Source organism: Methylobacterium sp. J-048, assembly GCF_022829515.1.
Lineage (GTDB): Bacteria > Pseudomonadota > Alphaproteobacteria > Rhizobiales > Beijerinckiaceae > Methylobacterium.
Map to the genome: position 1 here is coordinate 1 of NZ_JAKSYL010000006.1, position 4,163 is coordinate 4,163.

Annotated in this window: 5 protein-coding genes and 1 pseudogene; 4 read left to right on the forward strand and 2 right to left on the reverse strand. The window is 68.8% G+C overall.

Going from position 1 to position 4,163, the window contains the following annotated elements; genetic code table 11:
* Window positions 1–499 precede the first annotated feature (499 nt).
* The 4 genes from MKL09_RS00100 (at window position 500) to MKL09_RS00115 (ending at window position 3,248) form a co-directional block, all read left to right on the forward strand.
* A complete protein-coding gene (locus tag MKL09_RS00100; protein ID WP_244016833.1) occupies window positions 500–1,624 on the forward strand; it encodes a histidine kinase dimerization/phosphoacceptor domain -containing protein in 1,125 nt (374 codons plus the stop codon).
* On the forward strand, window positions 1,621–2,070 hold the full coding sequence (locus tag MKL09_RS00105) for a response regulator (RefSeq protein WP_244016835.1): 450 nt from the start codon (window positions 1,621–1,623) through the stop codon (window positions 2,068–2,070). Before MKL09_RS00100 ends, MKL09_RS00105 begins: the two co-directional genes overlap by 4 nt.
* Before the next feature lie 44 nt (window positions 2,071–2,114).
* Entirely contained in the window at window positions 2,115–2,564 is a 450-nt protein-coding gene (locus tag MKL09_RS00110; protein WP_244016837.1) for a hypothetical protein, read from the forward strand.
* Between the two features lie 63 nt (window positions 2,565–2,627).
* Complete coding sequence (locus MKL09_RS00115; protein WP_244016839.1) at window positions 2,628–3,248, forward strand: Uma2 family endonuclease; 621 nt, start codon at window positions 2,628–2,630, stop codon at window positions 3,246–3,248.
* On the opposite strand, the gene MKL09_RS00120 is transcribed toward MKL09_RS00115, so the two are convergent.
* A complete protein-coding gene (locus MKL09_RS00120; RefSeq protein ID WP_244016841.1) occupies window positions 3,249–3,788 on the reverse strand; it encodes a formaldehyde-activating enzyme in 540 nt (179 codons plus the stop codon).
* Window positions 3,789–4,039: 251 nt separating this feature from the next.
* Window positions 4,040–4,163 (reverse strand): annotated as a pseudogene (locus tag MKL09_RS00125) (IS5/IS1182 family transposase); the annotation flags it as partial.

A 4,163-nucleotide genomic window follows, 5' to 3' on the forward strand; every position in this document is an offset into this window, starting at 1 on the left:
CTGAGCAACCTGCGGACCCGCCCACTACGAGGCGGAGGTCGGGTGGAAGGCCACGGCGGCGATGCGGGTTCCGGGGGCGTGCTTGGCCTGCCATTGCGGCCGGGCCGTCCCGCCTGGACCGCTAACGCGGAGTCGCGGGATCGGTGTGCTGGCAAGACATCGCGACGAGAAAGACGGCACCGGCCGGGGACCATGCCTGGTCGATGCCGCGGGTCGCCGCGGGGATCGGATCCCGCGCGTAACTGGCCGACACCTGGGTCCCCGCGGCGTCCCGCGTCCCTCGTGCTGGGTCTTCTTGGGCCATGCCCCCGGCGCCGAAGGCGGGTGGGGACGATGACGCGTGTCCGGGTGCGGCATCCTGTCCGGCGGATTCAAGCCCCAAAATGCACGGCTCCTGAACCCTTCGCGCGAATCGGCCGTTTAGGTCCCGGTCTGCACGCCCGCAGGCTTGAGCCGATTGCCGGAGGTGACGAACGCCGGGCATGGAAGAGCAGGTTCGATGGAACAGCCCGACGCCTGGCACCTGACGGACCGGCTCGACGCCGAACACGGCAAGGGCGATCCGTTCGCCGCCGCCGTCCGTGCCACGCGGATGGCGATGATCGTCACCAATCCGCGCCTGCCCGACAACCCGATCGTCTTCGCCAACGACGCGTTCCTGCGGATGAGCGGCTACGAGCGCGCGGACATCCTCGGCCGCAATTGCCGCTTCCTCCAGGGCGAGCACACCGATCGCGGCGCCGTGGCGCTGATCCGCGAGGCCGTGGCGGCGCAGCGGGACATCGCCATCGACCTGCTGAACTACCGCAAGGACGGGTCGTCGTTCTGGAACGCGCTCTATCTCAGCCCGGTCGCCAACGAGGCCGGCGAGGTGCTGTTCTTCTTCGCCTCGCAGCTCGACGTCACCGACCGGGTCGACGCGCATCTGCGGGTCCAGCAGGAGAAGAGCCATTTCGAGGCCGAGGTGGCCCGCCGGACCCGGGACCTGACCGAGGCCCTGGCGACCCAGACCATGCTGGTCCACGAGGTCGATCACCGGGTCAAGAACAACCTCCAGATGATCGCGGCCCTGCTCGCCATGCAGACCAAGGCCATCACCGATCCGGCGGCGCGCACCGCCATGGAAGCGATGCTGACCCGCGTCGAGGCCCTCGGCACGGTCCATCGCCGGCTCTACCAATCCAACAACGTCGAGCGCTTCGATGTCGCCGAGTTCGCCCGCGACCTGGCCACCGACCTGGTCCGCGGCTCGGGCCTCGACCGCATCCGCCTGCACCTGGACCTCGAGACCGTGGAGATTCCCGTCGCCAAGGCACCGCCGGTGGCGCTGATGATGAACGAACTGATCACCAACGCGCTCAAGCATGCCTTCCCGGACAATCGCGCCGGCCGGCTCTCCGTGACGGTGGCCCCGGACGACCGCTACTTCACCATCAAGATCGTCGATGACGGCATCGGCATGCCCGTGCAGGTCATGGAGCAGCGCTCGTTCGGCAAGCGGCTGATCGGCACCCTGTGCCGCCAGCTCAATGCCAGCATCGCCTGGCAGGCGAACGACCCGGGCACGATCGTCAAGGTCCGCTTGCCCCGCGAGATGGATACCGGCCCGGAGGCCTCCTCATGAGCGAGCCGATGCGCATCCTCGTGGTCGAGGACGAAGCTCTGATCCTGATGCAGATCGAGATGATGCTGGAGGAGGCCGGCTATCGCGTCGTGGGCACCGCCATGAACGCGGCCGAGGCGATCGCCCTGGTCCACGAGACCCGGCCGGAGCTGGTGCTGATCGACCTGCGCCTGGGCGACGATTCCTCGGGCGTGGACGTGGCCCATGCGGTGCGCGAAATCGGCGGCATCACGGCGGCGTTCATGACCGCCAACGCCCGCGCCCTCTCGGACGACCTGGAGGGGGCCACCGCGGTGATCGCCAAGCCGTTCACCGGGGCGGTGCTGGAGGAATCCCTGGCCTATCTCGAGGATTGCGTCCGCCGGCCGCCCCCGGCCGAGCTGGTGCCGGCGGGGATGCGCATCGCCCCGGCTCTGCTCAAAAGTTTCGCCCAGATGCGTCCCTGAAACCGGCTCTCGACAGGCCAGGCGCCGTGCGTAGAGTGCCGGCCATGTCAAACGCCGCCGTTCCGCTCCTCGTCGCCCTGCTCCTGCTTCCGGCCGCCGCCCGGGCGGAGCCGTGCGACGACCTCGCCTACCAGATCGCCGGGGCGATCGGCGGCAAGGTCGGGAAACGCTCCGGGCCGAGCATCGACATCCGCCTGGCCGGCCCGATCCGGTTCGACGTGACCTGCCGGGCCGAGCCGATCGTGCAGGCGACCTCCGCCGAGCCCACCCCCTCGGCGGCCTTCTTCCGCGACCTCGCCGTCGCCTCCGAACTCCTGGTCGGCGAGCCGGCCGCCCGGGTCGAGCCGATCCTCGCCGACGCCTACCGGACCGCCCTCTCGGAGCGCCGCAAGTCGTTCATCCAGCAGAACGGCTGGTCGGCCTCCTGCTATACGGACCCCGGCAGCAGCACGATGCGCACCCTCTGCTCGGTGGGACGGATCCCGCCGCATTGAGCCCGGCTTGACCGGGGCGGCGGCGCAACTGATCCTGGCTGCGCCATCCTGTATGGAATCGCCATGACAGCGTTCGCCACACGGCCGCGGCCGGCTGAGCCGCACGTCACGTTCCAGGATTTCGTGGCCGCTCGCCCCGACGAGGAGAAGTGGGAGCTCATCGAGGGCTGCTTCGTCATGCAGGCTCAGCCCAGCATCGACCATCAGATCATCGGCAGCAATCTGGACCGCCTGTTGAACGACGCCCTCGAACGCACAGCGCCCGGCCGGATCGCCGTCTCGAATCCCGCCATCGATCTCAGCCCGACGATCCGAGGACATACCTACGTCCCCGATGTCGCCGTCATCGATGTGGCCGAGTTCGAGCCGGGCCAGAACGTCGTCGGCACGCTCTACCTCGCCGTCGAGATCATCTCGCCCAGCGACAGGCTCAGGATATCGAGCCTCAACCGGCGGACGATCGACGTGAAGCTCGCCGGCTACGAAGCCCTGCCGACATGCGAGGCGGTCCTGCTCGTCGAGCAGCGCAGCTTCGACGTCACCCTGTCGGAGCGGGCCGGGTCCGGCTGGACCCGCCGCCGGCTGACCGATCCCGACGACCGGCTCGTCGTCGCCTCGGCCGGGCTCGATTGCCGGCTGGGCGACCTCTACGCCCGCACCACGCTGGTGCGGGCGCGGCGCTGATCAATACTCGATCACGTCCTCAAGGGCGTAGTGCTTCACCGTCTTCCGGTTGGCGATCAGCTCGTCCACGGTCGGCTCGCCCTTGAGGGCGCGGGCGATGGCGAGCTTCGTCGCCTCGTAATTGGTGTGGTAGAGGTCCTTGCGGTCGAGGTTGTCGTCCTCGGCACAGCGCGGGTCGAGCCAGATCATGATGATCATGCACAGCTCGTCGAGTCCGTCCTTCGGCAGCACGCCCTCGATGATGCAATCCACGATCGCGTCGCCGGTGGCGGCCTGGACGATTCCGCCGAGCAGCTCGACATACTCGGCGGTGTGGATCGTCGCCTTGGTGGTCATCATCGTGGCCGGGCGCACCAGCTGGTTGAGGTCGCGCACCACGAACATCCGGGTATGGCCCTGGACCTGCCCCATCATCGACGCGAAGGCCTGACCCACCGGCCCGCGCACCGAGCCGATCAGCACCTCCGGCATCGCGTCGGTGTACTGCCCCTCGGCCGCCAGCACGGTGGCCTCCCCCGTGCGGAACCAGATCTCTTGCATGTGTCGCGACTCCCCGTGTCAGGTCGCCCGGGGGAGACATCATCGGGGGGGCGGCGTCAATTGTTTCAGGATGGACGTCTCCCGCGGACAGCACGGGACGCTGGCGTCTGACGGACTCGGTTGCCCGCTCCAGCGCCGCGTGATCGCGTGGCGATCTCGGGCAGGCCTGGCTTAGCGCGTCCCGATCTGCCGCGACGGCGCTCGCCGGCCCGGAATCAGCGAGCGCGTTGACTCAGAGTCCGTCCGAGAAGTCAGGGCGATCGGGCGAGGCGTCTGACGAGGATCATGATGGCTGCGGCGTAGAGGAAGGCTCTGGCGGAGGCGAGGGTCGCTTCCGCATCCTTCCAGAGGCGCCGGTTGCGGCTGATCCAGGCG

Excerpts from the sequence above, each read along its gene's own strand:
- MKL09_RS00100 (WP_244016833.1), top strand. The coding sequence starts at position 500 with ATGGAACAGCCCGACGCCTGGCACCTGACGGACCGGCTCGACGCCGAA.
- MKL09_RS00105 (WP_244016835.1), top strand. The coding sequence starts at position 1,621 with ATGAGCGAGCCGATGCGCATCCTCGTGGTCGAGGACGAAGCTCTGATC.
- MKL09_RS00110 (WP_244016837.1), top strand. The coding sequence starts at position 2,115 with ATGTCAAACGCCGCCGTTCCGCTCCTCGTCGCCCTGCTCCTGCTTCCG.
- MKL09_RS00115 (WP_244016839.1), top strand. The coding sequence starts at position 2,628 with ATGACAGCGTTCGCCACACGGCCGCGGCCGGCTGAGCCGCACGTCACG.
- MKL09_RS00120 (WP_244016841.1), bottom strand. The coding sequence starts at position 3,788 with ATGCAAGAGATCTGGTTCCGCACGGGGGAGGCCACCGTGCTGGCGGCC.